Source organism: Paenibacillus sp. ACRRY, assembly GCF_022346995.1.
Lineage (GTDB): Bacteria > Bacillota > Bacilli > Paenibacillales > Paenibacillaceae > Paenibacillus.
Genome location: NZ_JAKRNM010000002.1, coordinates 719,688 through 737,615, shown reverse-complemented (window position 1 = coordinate 737,615; position 17,928 = coordinate 719,688). Strand labels below are relative to the sequence as shown.

11 protein-coding genes are annotated in these 17,928 nt (G+C 49.2%); 2 read left to right on the top strand and 9 right to left on the bottom strand.

Features of this window, described 5'->3' with window-relative positions; translation table 11 throughout:
• Window positions 1–130 precede the first annotated feature (130 nt).
• A complete protein-coding gene (locus MH144_RS12655; RefSeq protein ID WP_239300283.1) occupies window positions 131–2,944 on the bottom strand; it encodes a calcium-translocating P-type ATPase, SERCA-type in 2,814 nt (937 codons plus the stop codon).
• 322 nt (window positions 2,945–3,266) lie between these two features.
• On the opposite strand from MH144_RS12655, the gene MH144_RS12650 reads away from it, so the two are divergent.
• A complete protein-coding gene (locus MH144_RS12650; protein ID WP_239300281.1) occupies window positions 3,267–5,012 on the top strand; it encodes an Rqc2 family fibronectin-binding protein in 1,746 nt (581 codons plus the stop codon).
• 83 nt (window positions 5,013–5,095) lie between these two features.
• Here the strand turns inward: MH144_RS12650 and MH144_RS12645 are convergent, their stop codons facing one another.
• The 7 genes from MH144_RS12645 to MH144_RS12615 form a co-directional block, all read right to left on the bottom strand.
• Window positions 5,096–5,959: a PHP domain-containing protein gene (locus tag MH144_RS12645; protein WP_239300279.1), complete on the bottom strand. Its 864-nt coding sequence runs from the start codon at window positions 5,957–5,959 to the stop codon at window positions 5,096–5,098.
• A 36-nt stretch (window positions 5,960–5,995) separates the two neighbouring features.
• On the bottom strand, window positions 5,996–6,925 hold the full coding sequence (locus MH144_RS12640) for a selenium metabolism-associated LysR family transcriptional regulator (protein ID WP_239300277.1): 930 nt from the start codon (window positions 6,923–6,925) through the stop codon (window positions 5,996–5,998).
• A 134-nt stretch (window positions 6,926–7,059) separates the two neighbouring features.
• Window positions 7,060–7,497 carry a hypothetical protein gene (locus MH144_RS12635; RefSeq protein WP_095290252.1) on the bottom strand — a complete coding sequence of 146 codons (438 nt, stop codon included), beginning with the start codon at window positions 7,495–7,497 and terminating at the stop codon, window positions 7,060–7,062.
• A gap of 245 nt (window positions 7,498–7,742) precedes the next feature.
• Window positions 7,743–8,789: a glycoside hydrolase family 18 protein gene (locus MH144_RS12630; RefSeq protein WP_239300275.1), complete on the bottom strand. Its 1,047-nt coding sequence runs from the start codon at window positions 8,787–8,789 to the stop codon at window positions 7,743–7,745.
• Complete coding sequence (locus tag MH144_RS12625; protein WP_239300273.1) at window positions 8,786–11,440, bottom strand: transglutaminase domain-containing protein; 2,655 nt, start codon at window positions 11,438–11,440, stop codon at window positions 8,786–8,788. Before MH144_RS12625 ends, MH144_RS12630 begins: the two co-directional genes overlap by 4 nt.
• Window positions 11,437–12,474 (bottom strand): carbohydrate-binding family 9-like protein, encoded by a 1,038-nt coding sequence (locus MH144_RS12620; RefSeq protein ID WP_239300271.1) that lies wholly within the window; start codon window positions 12,472–12,474, stop codon window positions 11,437–11,439. The genes MH144_RS12625 and MH144_RS12620 overlap by 4 nt, the downstream gene beginning before the upstream one ends.
• Window positions 12,475–12,488: 14 nt before the next feature.
• Complete coding sequence (locus MH144_RS12615; RefSeq protein WP_239300269.1) at window positions 12,489–13,775, bottom strand: alpha-L-fucosidase; 1,287 nt, start codon at window positions 13,773–13,775, stop codon at window positions 12,489–12,491.
• 149 nt (window positions 13,776–13,924) lie between these two features.
• On the opposite strand from MH144_RS12615, the gene MH144_RS12610 reads away from it, so the two are divergent.
• Window positions 13,925–16,213, top strand: a complete 2,289-nt coding sequence (locus MH144_RS12610; RefSeq protein ID WP_239300673.1) for a helix-turn-helix domain-containing protein — start codon at window positions 13,925–13,927, stop codon at window positions 16,211–16,213.
• A 95-nt stretch (window positions 16,214–16,308) separates the two neighbouring features.
• Here the strand turns inward: MH144_RS12610 and MH144_RS12605 are convergent, their stop codons facing one another.
• Window positions 16,309–17,928, bottom strand: coding sequence for an extracellular solute-binding protein (locus MH144_RS12605; protein WP_239300267.1), 1,620 nt, complete (start codon window positions 17,926–17,928; stop codon window positions 16,309–16,311).

Sequence of the window (17,928 nt, the reverse complement as noted above, 5' to 3'; positions counted from 1 at the left end):
GGCAGTCTGCTGCCAAAGCGTTATTCTTGCCTGTTTACACAAAAAAGCTATCCTTCAAAATGTCGAAGGCTTTCGCCCCGAATCATTTTGAGGATAGCATAACGAAAACGATAAGGAAAAGCTATTGATTTTATGCCGAAAACTTTGTACTTTTCGGTACGAAGCTTCCAGGCCCCATCCGGCGACGATTACGACGGCCACCCCAGACACTGCCTGCTCCCATCAGGAACGTTGGGATACCTGCGGCAACAATGGAAATGGCCCATTCACGCATGCCCAGTGGTACAGTTTTGAAGATCGGCTGCAGCGGTTCCACGTACATCACAACCAGCATCAGCACTACGGACGAGACAACCGCAAGAACCAGATATTTGTTCTGGAGCGGATTCCGGTGGAAGATGGAGCGCGAACTACGGCAGTCAAATACATGAATAAGCTGAGCCAAAACAAGTGTCGCAAAAGCTACGGACTGCGCTTTGATAAGCTGACCCGGTTGATCCGGAGCTGCTTGAAGGGTAAGCCAGAACGCACCTAATGTACACAATCCAATCAATACACCGCGGCTGATGATTTTCCAGCCCAGTCTCCGGGCAAAAATGTTTTCTTTCGCGCCACGTGGCTTGTGCTCCATCAGGTCTTTCTCCGGCTGATCGACACCCAGTGCCATGGCCGGCAGGCCATCTGTCACAAGGTTCACCCATAGGATCTGGATAGGCACGAGCGGCAGCGGCAATCCCATCATCATCGCGAAGAACATCGTCAGGATCTCGCCTACGTTTGAAGCAAGCAAATACCGAATAAACTTCCGAATATTCTCATAAATATTACGCCCTTCTTCAATCGCCGCTACAATAGTAGAGAAATTATCATCACTGAGAATTAAAGCCGACGCCTCTTTCGTCACATCCGTACCTGTAATGCCCATCGCAATACCGATGTCCGCCGCTTTGATCGCTGGTGCATCGTTGACACCGTCCCCTGTCATCGCTACGACATGGCCTTTGCGCTGCAGTGATTTTACAATCCGGAGCTTGTGCTCGGGTGACACCCGGGAGAAGACATAGATGCCTTCCACCTGTTTGTCCAGCTCATCGTCCGTCAATCCTGCCAGCTGCTGCCCGCTTAACGAACCTCCGCCCCGCGGAAGAATGCCCAGCTGCTGGGCTATCGCCTCTGCAGTAGTTCCGTGATCACCTGTAATCATGACCGTCCGGATACCGGCTCTGCGGCAAGTTGCAATCGCATCTCTGACTTCTCTCCGAGGTGGGTCGATCATGCCTGCAAGCCCAACGAACACAAGCTGATTTTCGGCAGCATGTTCGTCATCCACTTTTTCCTCAGGGCGTACTTCACGATAAGCCATTCCCAAGACACGCAGGGCTGCTCCGGCCATCTTCTCGTTTGCAGCCATCACTTTCTGTCTCAACGTTCCGGTGAAGGGTACAACTTTGCCTTCCCATAAAATATAGCTGCATTGTCCGATCAACACATCAGGGGCACCCTTGGTGTAGACCATGCGGCCTCCCTGATGCTGGATGAGGACAGACATCCGTTTGCGGTCCGAATCGAACGGGAACTCCTGTTGACGTGCATATAACTCTTTGAGGCCGGCAGGAGTAAGGCCCATTTTGGAAGCCAGGGTGACGAGCGCTCCTTCGGTTGGATCGCCTTTCAGCTCCCATATGCCCCCCTCTTCCTTGATTGCCTCTTTCTTGCCATCCTTACCCTTTTTCTTATTACGGTCCTCCGAGAAACTTTCCACAATACTCGCATTATTACATAACGCACTGATCTGAAGCAGTCTTCGCAGCGTCTGGTCACTCTTCAGCTCTACCGCACGGCCGTCCTCCAGCATCTGTCCTTCCGGTGCATACCCATCCCCGGTGACTTTGATACTGCGTCCTTCCAGCCACACATCGGTCACTGTCATCTTGTTCTGGGTTAATGTCCCCGTCTTGTCCGAACAGATCACGGATGCACAACCAAGGGTCTCGACAGAAGGCAATTTTCGTACAATGGCTTTGCGCTTAATCATTCGCTGTACACCCAGCGCAAGTGCAATCGTGACGATCGCCGGCAAACCTTCAGGTATGGCAGCTACCGCCAGACTGACGCCAGCAAGGAACATCCCAACGGCCGGTTGTCCATGCAAAATACCAGCCACAACAACCATCACGGTAAGCCCCAGCGCGACAAAAATGAGTATTTTGCCCAGTTGCTCCAAACGATGCTGAAGCGGCGTCTCCTGTTCCTCGGTATTTTGGATGAGATCAGCAATTTTGCCCATCTCGGTATCCATGCCTGTCCGAATGACAACGCCTCTGGCCGTCCCGCGGGTAACCATGGTACCCATAAATCCAATGTTTTTCTGATCACCGAGCGGTACAGCATCGTCTGCAATGGGGTTGCAATGCTTGCTTACCGGAACCGATTCTCCGGTGAGTGCCGATTCCTCCACATCCAGACTGTTCGTCTCCAGCCACCGTACATCCGCCGGGATGCGATCCCCACTCTCAACAAGGATGATATCCCCAGGCACCAGCTGTTTGGCAGCAAGCTGCACTTCCTGACCGGCGCGAAGGACTTTGGCTAGAGGCGCGGACAGCTGCTTCAATGCGCGGAGGGAACGCTCAGCCCGGAATTCCTGTACGAAGCCCAGAATGGCATTTAACACAATAATTGCCACAATCGTAACGGCATCCAAATATTCTCCGAGCAATCCGGACACCAATGTCGCCCCCATCAAGACGAGCACCATAAAGTCCTTAAATTGGTTAAGCAGCAAGGTAATTGGCGATATTCGTTTTCCTTCACTCAGCTCATTTGAACCGGTGACCTTCCTCTTCTGCGCAACAGCTTCATCCGTCAACCCTTCCTCCAGACTGACGTCTAGCGTGCTGCGAAGCTCTTCTACGCTTAGTTGATGCCACTTGGTCTGTTCCATGCTTCAAGGTTCCCCTCCCAGTCTATATTTCCTGTAAAAGACGTTCATACAGCGACCCGTGATCGCTAACGAGCAGCTGTATGTTACGCCGGACAAACTACCTGCTCTATATGTATTCGGACAGGACCCCAATTAGCACCCGGATGGTGAATCCTTTCCCTGATGGACAGAATAGGCTAAAATAAAAGTCTGCGATCATAACGCAGTGGAAGCCGAGTTATCTTATGCATTAAAGCAAGTGACAAACGAACTGCAACCGGTTCTAATTTCTACATATCCCAGTTGTGTGTTTCAGTTATAGATAGAGAGGAAGTTGAAAAATATGGCATTGGACGGCATTGTTACACGAGCCATCGTACACGAACTCCAGGGCTGCAAAGGCGGCCGCATTAGCAAAATCCATCAGCCTAACGGCCATGATGTCGTACTGACCCTTCGTGCACAACGCGGGAACAGCAAATTGCTGATATCGGCCAGTCCGACGTATCCCCGTGTGCATTTTACGGAGAAGACATTCTTGAACCCTACAGAAGCACCAATGTTCTGCATGCTTCTGCGCAAGCACTGCGAGGGAGCCATTATAGAGGAGATTCGTCAGATCGGCATGGAGCGTATCATCCACATCGACGTTCGTCAGCGCGACGAACTCGGCGACGTATCCGTAAAACGAATCATCATTGAGCTCATGGGGCGTCACAGCAATATCGTATTGCTCGACCCGGTCACGGGAACGATTCTGGACGGTATACATCACGTTACCCCTTCCATCAGCAGCTATCGGGTCATCATGCCTGGCTTTTCGTATACAGCACCGCCAGAGCAGCACAAAGTCAATCCACTGGAAGTGAACAGCGCTGAATTCCTCAAGGCTTACTCTGAAACGGAAGAAGAGGCTGCCCGCTGGCTTGTGAATTCATTCAGTGGCCTGAGTCCGCTGATCGCAGGAGAGATTGCTGCTCGTGCATCCGATACAGACAATGGAGAGGCATCAGCGGAGGCGAACGCCCTCTGGAATGCCTTTGATTCTGTGATGGGACCTGTGAGAGACAACAACTACACCCCTATCACAGGACTGAATGCCAAAGGGAAGATGATCTTCTCTGCTGTCCGCCTTCAGAGTATTCAGGATGCAGAGAAGACCTACGACACGATGAGCAAATGCATGGAGGATTATTACGGGGATAAAGCCGAACGGGATACGGTAAAGCAAAAGGTAAGTGATCTGCTGCGTTTTCTGCAAAATGAACGAAGCAAAAACGTCAAAAAACTCGACAATCTGAACAAGGATCTGCTTGAAGCCGATGACGCGGAAAAATACAGATTATGGGGCGAATTGTTATTTGCTTCTCTTCACCAGATTAGCAAGGGAGACAAAAGCGTGGAGCTTGTAAACTTCTATGATGAAGATCAGGCAACCATTACCATCGGACTCGATCCCCTGCTTACACCATCGGACAATGCACAGCGTTACTTCAAGCGGTACAACAAATATAAGAACAGTCTGGCTGTCATTCATGAACAGCTCGGCAAAACCAACGACGAGATCGTCTACCTGGACAACCTGCTGCAGCAGCTGTCCATCGCCTCCATGAACGATATTGAGGAGATCCGTGAAGAACTGGTTCAGCAGGGATATCTTCGCGACCGCAACAAAAAAGGCAAGAAGAAAAAGAAAAACGATCGTCCAACCGTACATCAATTTACCTCGACAGAGGGGATTGATATTCTGGTGGGCAAAAACAACTTGCAAAATGAATATGTTACTAACCGCCTGGCTTCGGCCAATGATACGTGGCTGCACACCAAAGACATCCCAGGCTCACACGTTGTCATTCGCAGCACGGACTTCGGGGAAGCTACGCTGGAGGAAGCAGCACAGCTCGCAGCTTATTTCAGTCAGGCCAAGGAATCAAGCAGTGTTCCTGTGGACTATACCTTTATTCGTCACGTACGGAAACCAAGCGGTGCCAAGCCCGGTTTCGTCATCTACGATCATCAAAAAACACTGTTTGTAACGCCGAATGAAGAGTTGGTCAAAAGCTTGCCATCCACCATCAAAAACGGATAGGCGGCAGGTGTCTTCACAAACAAAATGACAAACAAAAAGCCCCAGAACAGAGAATATCGTGTTCTGGGGCTTTTCAATTTATGTTAAATTTTGCGGTTTGCCGCTGCCCGCAGTTGTTCAAGCACATCCAATGCTACCGTCTTGCTCCCCAGATCCCCGTGAAAAACAACCCCCTGTCTCACACCATGGTAATCTGAGCCACCTGTCACAATTAAATCAAATTCACGTGCCAATTCGGCATACCTGTGTTCCTCTTCAGGCCCATGGTCGGAATGAAATACTTCAATTCCGTCCGGACGGGACTGCTCAATGATCCGGCGAACCAGTTCATCATCTCCATAGAGACCCGGATGTGCAATAACTGCGGCTCCCCCTGCCTCTCTAATCCACTGACAGGCATCTTCAGGAGCGACACGCGGAACCGACACGAAGCCTGGCTTACCTTCAGCCAGATAACGATCAAAGGCATCCCGCATATCGACAGCATAGCCTTTGCTGACCAGGACATCGGCCATATGCGGTCTGCCAATGCTTTCATCCGGCTCCAGAGGACGTCCCAGCCCCTCAATGACTTCCTCCCAGCTGATATCAAGGCCAAGTTCCTGCAGTTTGGCAATAATGCGATGATTTCGTTCCTCACGCGCATCACGGAGTCCATGCAGCCGCTCCAGAAAGAGTTCATCCTTTGTATTCACATAATAACCCAGCACATGGATGTCTTTGCCTCCTGCGCGGGTACTGATCTCAACGCCGGCCACAACATCGATACCACATTCCAGTCCTGTCTGCTGTGCCTCTGCCACACCTGCTACCGTATCATGATCCGTAATTGCAACGGCTGACAGTCCCTTTTGTTTGGCCAGCCTTACATTTTCGGCAGGTGACTGCATACCGTCGGAAGCCTGGCTATGCGTATGAAGATCACAGCGTCCGTTAGGTTGATCCATTAACAACATCTCCTTGCTACATGGTTGTGTTCACGATTACTTACTTCCTTTTTCCATGATTTCTTCCGCTCCTGTGTGCTCCTGCTGTCTCAAGTAGTTCAAGAAAGCTACTGCAGATAGTGGGAGCAGGGAAGATTTCAGATGAATGGCATAGAATTGTCGTTTGAATGCAAGTCCACGGATATCAACAATATGCACAAGACCAAGTGCTAATTCATGCTGAACGGATGAAGGAGACAGCATGGTTATCCCTACACCAGCTTCAACCGCCGATTTCACTGCACCCGTACTTCCAAGCTCCATCACGACATTCATGTCCTGCGGATCAATGTTTTTCTTTTGCAGTTGGTCTTCCATGACCTGTCTTGTACCGGAGCCCTTCTCTCGCAGTACAAACGGATAAGCCATAACCTCCTCCAGTTCCACTTCCCCGCGATCGGCGAGCGGGTGACCAGCCGGAACAACCAGCTTCAATTCGTCCTGCATTACCGGTTCCACAATCATGTCGGGATGATGGATCGGGGCTTCGATCAGGCCAAAGTTCAACTGGTGTTTCAAAATATCGTCCATAATTTGCGTTGTATTCATCACTTTCATTACGATCGAGATATCAGGATATTGACGTGCAAAGGGACCCAGCATTCTCGGTAAAACATATTCGCCAATGGTCAAACTGGCACCAAGCTGTAACCTTCCCTGTAGCATCTGGGTGAAGGCCGACATGGCTTCATCGGTCTGTCTGACCAGTTCCACGCTCCGCTTGGCATGCGGCAGCAGGGTTCGCCCAGCTTCGGATAATTCTATCTTCTTGGTTGAACGATGCAGGAGTTTGGTGCCAAAGTAGTCTTCCAGTGATTGAATCTGCATCGTCACCGCAGGTTGGGTCATATGTAAGGCTTGCGCAGCTGCTGAAAAACTCCCCTTTTCTGCCACGGTGTAAAAAATATGCAACTGATGAAAATTCATATCTTCGCCCCTCTTCTGTACGCTTACCTCATTGTAGCCGATTTCTTGAATTCCAACAAAAAAAGCATGCAGCTTGTCTGCATGCGATGTAGCTTGAATATATCATTGCAAAAATCTTGACTGTTTCCTGTGAATTACCTGTGCTTCCGACTGTTCTTCACCAGAGTCATTCGTCTGGAATGCCTCAACCAGGAGTAATATGATTTCAGGTCACGAAGCTCAATGGTCTCTGACATTCGCCCCAAAAAGGTAACTACAATCATCTTGTGAAGAGGATTGCCGGCGATATCATATTCACCCTCAAGCTCGGAAAATTCCGCAACCACTACCACATCTTCGTCGATGAGGTAAACGTCCTGCTCATTACGGTAGTATGGCGTAATACGGTCCTGCTTCAGACACTCCCATAACCAAGCCGCAATATGGTCATCATCATTACGTGTGGGCTCAATACGGTCTGCATACCGCATTTTGGCATGATGGGTAATGACGATGTCGGCCACTTTTTTGTCTCCAAGAGCTACGAAAAACGGCTCGTAGGTGCTCCAACGTTGCATCACCTTATCACGCATGGGAATCACTCTCCACCAGATAGGACTTTCTATCTATTTATTACCAAATATATTACAACATAAGTCCCGCAAGCTCAAGGCGTAAGTTCAGATTTTTTCACAAAATCCGTTTTGTGCCTAATTCTTTAAAAGGTGAGCGAAAACCTATGATAACCAATGACCTTCTCTCTATTTTAATCTCTTTTTAAAAGAAAAGGAACCCGCGATATGCCGGATTCCACTGAAGGTATTCTGTTTTCTCACACCTACAATGCATGTCGTCCTGCGCCGAGCTCGTCATCCATCGTTTTCAGCAGCTCATGTGACGCATCGCATTTGTATTCCCAGAACATTACGCCCGCAAGATTTTGCTCCATGATATACTGGCATTTTGCTCTGATCGATTCCGGATCGTCGTAAGAGATGAGCGTGTGACCATTAAACAAATAAGGTGCCTTCGCTTCATCATCCCAATAGCGGATATATCCGTTAAGGTCAATATACTTCTCGCTTAACTCCGTATACTCCGGACCGTAGCCTCCAGTCGTCTCAGCCATCTGATGCAATCCGTTGTTACGGCCGGGCACACCCTTCCACATGCGGGAGTAAAACGCCGCACCAATGACGATTTTATTTCGGGGTACACCTGCCTTTAGAAACATGCGTACGGACGCATCCGTGCTAATCCGGAATAAATCACCTGTCGCAGTATAGAGGTTGGTATGGTGTCCAGTCAGCACCTGAAAACCTCCACGCATGTCATATGTCATCAGCTGCACATAATCAAGATACTGCTGTATCTGATCCATTTCCGTGCCATCAATGTAGTACTGGTCAGCACCAGCTGCAATGGTTAGCATGTAATACCTGTCATCTTGCTCACCTTGCTTCGTCAGAGCCGCCCTCATCGTTTTTAACAGAAGTGTAAAGTTAACTCTATCATCGGCAGAGGCAGCAATTCCCGCCTCCCCATAGCACGGGTATTCCCAATCCAGATCAATTCCGTCCAGTCCGTAGGTATTCACTGCCAGAACAGCTGATTCTGCCAGCTTCTGCCTTCCTTGCTCGGTCGCAGCTGCCTCCGAGAATCCGCCTGCACTCCAGCCTCCCACAGACAAAAGCATTTTCAAATCTGGGAAAGCTTTCTTGATCATCGGAACCCGATCCATATGCTGCAGATGGCTGGTCTGAATGATGCCTTCCTGAATATGAGCAAATGCGATATTGATATGTGTCATCCGGCTCAGGTCTACCTCCAGCACATTATTCAAATCACGATGACCGACATATCCAACAATCCAATTTGAGTTCATATCCCGCCTCCATCATGTTCGGTTGTATCACTGTGCTCTCCGGTGAGCTGCGAACTTACCTGAATGGCTTCCTTCACGGCACCAATCCGATATCCCGATGAGACATACCGAATCTGATAAGCCTCATCCAGGACAACCAAATGGGGGTATCCTGACTCTGTCGCTCCAGAGCTACGGAACACCTCAGGCAATGAGGCAGCTGATGCCTCGCCTAACCGGACTTGTGATGGCAGCATCTCGAGCTGCTCCGTCTTCAAGGATTTTCCTGTAGCCGCAGAGTCAGTAATGAGAACAACCGATATATTCCGTTCCACCAGTTCTCGCCTCAAGTCAGCAAGTTCCTTCAGCAAATGCATGGTCGGTTCTCGGTCCGGTTCAATCCAGGAAAGAAGTATGCCTACGGCCGTTCCACTTACGCTATGCTCGAGTGTAGTTACGTTCTCGTCCTGCCATCGCAGTTCCACGTGCTTATCCACCGTTCCAAGGACAGGAATTTCTTCATCGGCGCTGCGGAAGGTTACGGCAACACCAGACTCTTCCCCTTCGTTCAAATCAAAATAAGTGAATCGAGCTCTCACCGTGCCGTTTTTCAAACGTATACCTGTCGTCATACGATAGGCCCCCTCCTCTGCTGACAGCGGCTCGGCAAACAGCTTCGTCTCTTTATAAGGAAAATGCAGAGTCACGTATTTCCCCTGAACAAGCCTGGCAATGGAGATATTCTCATAGTAGGAAGCCTCCGGCACGTTTCCTCCTGACCCGTTTTGCACCAGACGAATGGTTCCCATTCGCTGCTTCCCCTTTTCTTTATTGCCAAGATCCGCGAAGATCCAGGATCCTTTCAGCCAATATTGCGGCTTGCGTTCACTTGGATGCAAACGGGATGGGATACCAAGGCTGCGACAGATGGAAACAAACAAGATAGCCAGCGATTCCTCATCACCGGCCATGATCCGAAAGGTTCCTGCCGCTGTACCCTTTCCTTTCAGATTAGGCATATCCTCCAAGTGAATAAACTTTTCCTTGAGTGCTTCAGCAAGAAGTGAAGGCTCCCTCACCATTGCGTCCCTCTCATCTGATGCAAACGCTGATTGGAATTGTTTCCTGTACGACCCAAGCATTTCAAAGGCAACGCGCGGACATAACAAATAGGGAATAAACAAGGTATCCGGGAGCATACCTCGCAGCGGAAGCGAATAAGCCAAATGCTCATGCAGTACCGGACGGAATGTATCAATCAAATCTTTACTATTCAGCGACTCCAGTAGCAATAACGGCCATTCCCCGTGCTCCGGAGAGCTTTCCCTGAGAAACGCGGCAATTTCATGGCCATTCCCGCGCGCCTTCTGCAAGACGTCCCATACCCTCGCCTCGGGAAGGCTTAGCTCTCGAGATAGATCGATGCTCTCCTTATGGGTGATAAACGTTGCTTCAAACGCAGTGCGGATGTCCGTCCCTTCCGACAAACGCCGCTGATGGAGCGACTCCGCTTCCTCTGTCAATGCCGGGAGTTCCTCGCCCTCCGTCTCACGCGGAGGAACCATATCGAAATCAATTACTCCGCTCTCCTGCTCAGGTTGATTTTGCAGATCCAGCACGAGTTCCAATCGGTCTATTTGGTCAACCGTGACCTTATGCTCCTGCCACCGTCCATGATATACGGCTCGTATGAGCAGATCACCATATCCCGTCTTGAAGACCACTTCCCCTGCTTCATTCGTTAGTAACTCTGCAATCGGATAGAATTCGGCCATGTTATACAGCTCAAATCTCACGGAAGCACCCTTCACTGCAACTCCGGCCAGATCCTTGACCGATACGGTCAGTTCCTTCGTTGGAGCGTAGTTCTCCAAAAGATTTAGCTCCGTGTACCAATCGGTTGCCAGAGTCACATCCTCCGGACCACGATAGCCGCCAAGTACTCTCGTATTCATCAGCATCGACCGACGGGCAGGAGGTGTAAACCATCCCTGGTTCAGTCTGGCCTCCGGTTCACAGGCGCCGATATAATGCCAGGTTCCGTCAGCCCACGCTTCCACCCAGGCATGATTGTCGTCACAATGCGCCCAGCGAGGAGTGTATACCTGACGAGCAGGGATCCCGATACTTCGCAGTGCGGTCACTGCCAGCGTTGATTCTTCCCCGCAGCGTCCCCTTGCACTCCGAATCATGGTGAGCGGCGAAACCGTCCTAAGGTCGCTGCCGGTATAGACGGCCTTTTCATGGCACCAGTAGTTGGTTTCCAGAATCGCTTCTGACATCGTGAGCGACATGACGCGATCAGCCAGTTCAGCATAGAAGATTGCTCGGCAATCCTCAATATTCTCCGTATTCACCCTGCATGGAAGTACAAAGTGAAGGAACAAATCATCCGGAACCCGTTGCCCCCACGGAATCTCCCGCCGCATTCGCAGAGTTGATCTTACGTGGCTTAGAAACAGTGCGCCCGGAATATCTGCCAGATCCTGAAGAGGACTGTATGCATACACAAACTTGAGCGCCCACTCTTCTTCTACGGATAGCGGTTCCCTAAATACCGAAAAGATCTCGTCAGTCTGTGACTGTACAAGCTCCTTTTTGATACGCAGTTTATCTTCAATCGATTTCATCTCTTCTGGGGTAAGCGAAAACGCCGACGTTTGCACACTCATTTCGTATCCCTCTCTTCCCACAGGTTCCCGTCTTCGCGAATGATCCATCTTCCGGTCCCATCCGCAGTCGCAGCTGAAATCTGAAATAGGTTTGGAGCAGCGTAGACCTCGGGATAAACACCCACATCAGAAGTCCAGCCAAGCAATGACAGATCTTCCGTAAACGTCCCCTTCATTTCTCTGTAATTACGCTGCAGATAATATAGCTTTCTTAGTTCCCATTTGATCCGTTCATCCTGTGGAAGCACAAAATCGTGTTGAGCATGCTCACCCGCAAACACAACATAACCCCACAGTTCGGGATAATGCATATTCACTAGTCCCATCGGCGACCAGACCCAGTTGTCCTCAGGATATGGCTTACCGGTTCCCGGATCCATTACTTTGCGGTAATTTCCATCTACCACTTCAGTCTGCCACTCCACCCGTGAGAAATTGACTCTCCAAAATTCACCCGGCAGGGGTGCCCGCTTTTCCTTGGCGCATTCTTTCAGACTGGTCCACGGGATCGCAACCTCAACAGTCCATTTCCGGTTAACCCCTTCGGGACGATTCAGCTCGCCGTCAATATGCACGGCTGTCTTCAACCCTTTCATATCCCAGCTGTCCAGCGGTGGCCCTCCGTCCCGGTATGGCTTGATCAGGAGCAGGTCCCATACCGTATTTAGCGCATTGATCTCGAATTCGTAATATCCGTGGCTGTCCCCATCAGGATCAATAAAAATTTCAAAATCATTATCATAAAAAATGACGGAATCCCGCTCAGTCAGCGTTGCCCAGATCTGATCTTCCCAAAGCTCGGCACCGAAATAAAAATATTCATCATCCCATAGCATTTTCACCCTTGTTTCCTTCGCCGGAGCAGGACGAAGATCCCCTTCAATATCCACGAACTTGTCCGTCCATTCCGCTTGATCCCAGAAAGACTTATCCAGCCTTCCGTCAAGCTCCAAATCACCTACTGCACGGTGGCAAATATAGTGTTTCGGTTGATAAATATCGATGTTTGGTATAGGCACGCCACTTAGCATCATGTTGATCCCTCCATTCAGTTATGAGTAACGACTGCCCCGGAGCCGCCATACATGTCAATCTTCTCATCGAACTCCAGCTTCACTACAGTTGTCAGTTCATGGGTGTCTTCACCGGTCATGTGAATCCAGGTTGTACCCGGAATTTGGAACCACGGAACCCCGCCGTGAATGTCATACGTCAGTTCTTTGCCTGAGTGCAGCACGGATACCTTCTTGATCTCATTGCACAGTCCCTTCACACAAATACTTTCCTTGGGATCGCCATGTACAAAGAGATAGAGTGTTTTTTCATCTGCCGAGAGAGTGCTTCCATCTCCATAATATCGACTCATAATCCCATCTCTTGTCCCGTATACAGCTTCTTCATGTGCTCTAATCCAATCACCCAGTCCAAGCAGGATGGCTTCCTGCCTCTCATCGATTGTTCCGTCTTCTCTTGGGCCAATATCGAGCAGCATGTTGCCACCCATGGAGATGCAGTCGCAGAACATACGAACAATCTGCGACAGTGATTTGTAATGCTGATCCGTAGGAACGTACCCCCAAGAGGAATTGATCGTTGTACAAAACTCCCACGGTCCGTCTGGTCTCGTAATTGGCAGCCCTTGTTCGGGCGTTTTGTAATCCCCATGTCCTTGCAGACGTGAATTGATCATGAGATCAGGCTGCATTGATTTCAAATACCGCTTGAATTCAGGCAGGTTCCACTGCTTCTCGCTTCGTTCCCAGTCCCCGTCAAACCACAGCAGATCAACTTTACCAAACCCGGTAAGCAATTCTTTCAGTTGATGGTTGTTAAACTCCAAAAACTTCTGCCATTTGGTTTCGTCCTGAATCCCATCCAAGGGATTGGAGAACGGATTGGAGGAACCAGGGTCATCCGGCACCTTGCCACCTTCATATACACTTGGGTAATCCGGGTGGGACCAGTCGATCAACGAGTAGTAGAGTCCGAGCCGAAGTCCCTTCGCCGTGATCGCATCTGCATATTCTTTGACAATGTCCCGTGCAGCCTGAGTTTTCTTTACCGTGTTCAAGTCACTGTACTGTGTATCCCACAGCGCGACTCCGTCATGATGCTTGGTTGTCAGCACAGCATACTTGGCACCCGATCTCTCAATCAGATCCGCCCATGCCGCGGCATCGAATCTGGAGGCCGTGAATCCCTCCATTTGCTTCATGTAGTCGTCATAAGTCATACGTCCATTGTAAAAAGACCACGACTCCGCAACACCGTCCACTGCATATATTCCATAGTGAATAAAAATCCCCAGCTTCGCATCCTCAAACCATTTCTGCATGATCATCTACACCTTTTTCTCTGCAATATTTGGAAACCGTGTACACACGTGCGAAAAAGCTATGTCCAAACCGTTTTTTTATTGATATCATCTATAAGAAAAGAAATGGCACTTCTCCATATGGAAAGGAGGCAGCATTTCACTTGCGAATGGACTACTTCAAATCCAAACTGTTCCTGAAATACATTTGGTCCTACCTGTTCATTCTGCTAATTCCTCTCGTGTTCATGACCGTATTTCTCTATGAAAATGCAGTAACAACCCTCCGTACTGAGATTGAAAGCTCGCGTCTGGCCCAGTTATCACAAACCAACGTAACCATTGACAGCCGTATGAAAGAGCTCAGCGAGATTGCATCCCGGATTTCTTACGATAATCGGCTCTCTTCCTATCGGGTCACCAATACGCAGACCAGCCCGGAAGCCATTCGAGCCTTGGATCAGTACAAAGCCACCAGTTCCATGATTGATGAAATCTATCTTTATTTCCACGATGACAAACGTATTTATTCCAGCAAAGGTCTGACCGATTTTGAGGTGTTTGCCGACAATCTCAGCTTCGAGAGATGGGACAAACAATCCCTGTATAACGATCTCAATGAAACCAAACATCCTACCGTAAGACCTGCCGATGTGGTAACCAAAACTGGTGGAGTACAGGACCGCAAGCTTGCTTACCTTATTCCTATTACTCCAAACAGTCTGAACCCCCATGCCACGGTCATGGTTTTTATCAAAGAGTCGCAGATTACCGATCTGATTGATTCCATACTCGGAAACTATCAAGGCCTGACCTACGTCCTCGATGCAGAAGGACAGGTGCTGACGGCCAACCATCAGGGAGATACCCTAAGCACTGATGCATCCGCTACCTTGTTTAATACCATTACTCCAGGAATCCAGGAGCGAACGCTGGACGGCAAAGATCATTCCATCGTATCTGTGCAATCGGAAACCAACGGCTGGACCTACATGACTGTCATGCCAAGCTCCCAGTTCTTCAGCAGTGTACTGGATGTCCGCAGTTTCATGATAATGATCATAGGTATCGTGCTGCTGGTCGGAGTCGCAATTGCTCTCGTTCTTGCCAAAATGCAGTATCAGCCCATCTCAACCCTGGTCGAATTTGCCGCTTCCCGCTTTCCGGAAAAGAAACATGAAGGAGAGCCTCGAAATGAAAATGCCAATGAACTGGAACGGATTCGTTCTGCCTTGCAGAATTACAGCTCCCGTTTTGATTTACAGGAACCGTATGCCCGGAACCAGTACTTGTCGACCTTAATTAAGTCTGGAGATCCAGATCCATTGTCTTCTGAACTGGTGCAGTTGTTCGACCTGAAACTGAACAAGGATTATTTGTTTGTCATGGTTATTGGCTGGAATGATTCCAAGCATGCCGATATGGAACTCCGCCGCCGTATTGCAAGCAGTCTTGCACAAATTGAATTGCTCGATCTGCAGGCAACTGGTTATGGCGTTGAGCTGCCCCAGCTGGACCGATTTGGTTTAATCATGAGTTTTGATTCCGCTGAAGGGATCGATCAGATATCCCGTATAAAACAAATTATGGAGCAGATCAGAGAGTTACTTCTGGACACATTGTCCATAACTCCGTTGATTGGTGCCGGAAGTGCTTATTCACAGCTTCATGAGCTGACCCAATCTTACGTTGAAGCCTGTTCTGCTTTTGATTTGCTCGTACCAGGTGAGTATGGGTCATCGGCTTTATTTGAAGAAATGTCCAAGACACCAAGCCATTCCTACTGGATTCCAAACCATATGCAGCTGAAGCTGGTTCAGAGTCTGAAACAGGGAAATACTGATATCGCTTCCCAGATGATTCGCTCATCCGTGACCAGTTTGCAGTCTTCCATGCTGCCTGCACTGCTTGTGCGCTGCATCAGCTTCGATCTGCTTAACACGATCCTTAAGACAGCTTCAGAACTTGGAGAACATCAAATGCTGCAGCAGATTGCTCCAAACATGGTGTTTAGCAGCTCACTGGAAGAGCTTGAATCTGTTCTGCTCTCGCTTGCCTCCCAGTTATGCAACGAGGTAAAAAAAGATACGCAGCAGGAAGAGCAGACGTTAATAGACCGCATTATTGAATATATCGATGCCCATTTTACAGATCACAATCTTAGCCTGGATACGCTTGCGTTTGAATTCGAAGTTTCACCTTCCCATGTGAGCCGTTCTTTCAAGGAGAAGACCGGAATCAACTTCCTTCAGTACATTTGGCAAAAACGACTCGACAGGGTCTTTCATCAGCTGAAAACAACGGATACCCCTCTGAAAGACCTCATTCAGGAAGTCGGATATCTGGATACACCGAATTTTATCCGTAAATTCAAGAAGGAGACCGGGCTTACACCAGGACAATATCGCAAGCTTCATCGCACAACGACTAGTGATGCAGGGACTGAATCAGCCAGCTAATAACAGGAAAGCCAACAGACGAACAATCAGGATTGCCGTCGATGTTGGCTTTTTTCTGTTATTTCAGAATGCAGCAAACGGGAATTCACATCCGATTACTTGCCTGCGGAATTCCACGTATCATACACTTCCTGATAGATTTCCTGAATCCGGTCTCCACCCATTTTCTTCATCTGTTCAACATAGCCGTCCCAGTTGGACAATGGCTCTTCCCCGGTTACAAACTTCGCTTCCATCTGCTTCACGTACGTATTAAGATCAGATAACAATGCGGAGGCTTCATCCTGCTGTTCGTTGGTCAGATACGCATTCGGAAACGGCGCTTTACCGATCGGTATCAGCTTCTCTTCGTTCTCTTTCGCAATCCACTCGTCAAAATCGGTCGTCAGACCATTTGTGAGCTCCGGTGAGTTATGCCCCGGAGTCAGCATGCCGAAGTTAGGCGTAATGGTGCCTCTGTACTCTTCACGATCACCGCCTCCCGGAACAGGCAGCCATTCTTTTTCATACGTATCTTTGTTGGTATACTGCCACAGTGTGCCTTCAGGACCTTGATTGAAGAGCGTTTGTCCCTCGATGGAATACAAGTAATCGATCCAGCGCATGGTTGCTTCAGGATGCTCATTCACACTTGTGATGGCAAATGTTCCGTTCGCAGAGAGTCCTGGATGCATACCGTAAACAGGAGTTCCTGCAATATCGCTCGCCACGGGTGTCATAAGCGGATTTTTCATTGCCGCATCCGGATCGCCACCCAGCGTAAAGTAGGAGAAGTAGTCATTAAAGAGGGCGATCTGATTGTTTTCCCCTTTGGCTTTTTTCTGCTCAGGGGTTTGCGAGAAGGTTTCGTGATCCAGCAGATCTTCCTTCCACAAACGATTCATAAATTCCAAATATCCCTTGTATCCTTCCTGCATCGGGCTGTAAAACACTTTATCTTGCTTATCCACGTAAACGACAGGGTCATATATGCCCCAGAAACCCAGAAAATACATGCGCAGGTCGTCCAGCTTGACGGAAGTCAGCGGTATTTCATCGGCCTTGCCGTTGCCATTTGGATCTTCTGTCTTCACTCGCTTCAGTAACGCGTACAACTCCTCTGTTGTCTTCGGCAGTTCCTTCACACCAAGTGCTTCCAGCATACTGCCGTTATACCACATAGGGCTGCGATACCAGACTGCGGCACTGTCGATGAATGGCAGGGCGTAAATATGTCCTTCGGGCGTTGTAAACGATTTGCGAATATCCGGATTCTCATCGAACAGTTTTTTAATGTTCGGAGCATATCCTCCATCAATGTAAGATTCAAGCGGGGTAAGTGAGCCTTGGGTGCCATAGGTCACCTGCTCTGCTGGCGTAAGATCGGCCCCGTACAGTACATCAGGCAAATCTCCACTAGCAAAGACAAGGTTCTTCTTGGTTGCAAAGCTGTCAATCGGAGTGAGCTGAAATTCAAACTTGATGTTGGTAAGCTTCTCTGCTTCCTGAATAACCGGCATGGTATTCCAATCTGCCACGCCTACATCCTGGGACATCATAGTCAATGTGATCGGTTCCTCCACAATAGGAAAGCCCTCTTGCTTCACCCCTGTCTCTTCCGGTGTACCCGGTTCAGCGGTTGAACCGCCATCAGGAGATGCTCCGCATGCCGCAAGCATGCTTGCAGCAAGGATCAAACTTAACAGAACCGTTGATTTCTTGTGAGCTCTCTTCAT